This is a genomic window from Rhodococcus sp. T2V (assembly GCF_029269925.1).
GTDB lineage: Bacteria > Actinomycetota > Actinomycetes > Mycobacteriales > Mycobacteriaceae > Rhodococcus_F > Rhodococcus_F koreensis.
On the sequence record NZ_JARJBD010000442.1, the window covers coordinates 1 to 354 of the forward strand.

General features: G+C 63.8%; 1 protein-coding gene. It reads right to left on the reverse strand.

Translation table 11 applies throughout. The annotated features are described in order from the left end of the window. Positions 1-272: enoyl-CoA hydratase-related protein (locus P3H15_RS54755; protein ID WP_276144920.1), on the reverse strand; the 272-nt coding region annotated here is incomplete at its 3' end. Between the last annotated feature and the right edge of the window lie 82 nt (positions 273-354).

A 354-nucleotide genomic window follows, 5' to 3' on the forward strand; every position in this document is an offset into this window, starting at 1 on the left:
AGGCGATCCCACGCGGCGAAGAAGTCGTCCAGGTAGACGTCCATGTACGACTTGGTTTGCATCTCCTTGATGTCGGCGCCTGCGGCGAACGCCCGGTCGGACCCGGTGATCAGGATGGCGCCGATCGCCGAATCCTTCTCCAACTCGTCCACCGCCGACACGACCTCACGCATCAGCTCGGAATTCAAGGCGTTGAGCGCTTTCGGGCGGTTGAGGGTGATGATGCCGACCCGGCCCTTGCGGTCGAGGAGGATGGTGTCGTAGTCGGTCACTGGTTGTGTCCGGTTGTGGTGGGTGGGGTGAGGCCGAGTTCGAGGTCGCCGAGGGGGGTGAAGAACTGTGCGACGGCGGCGT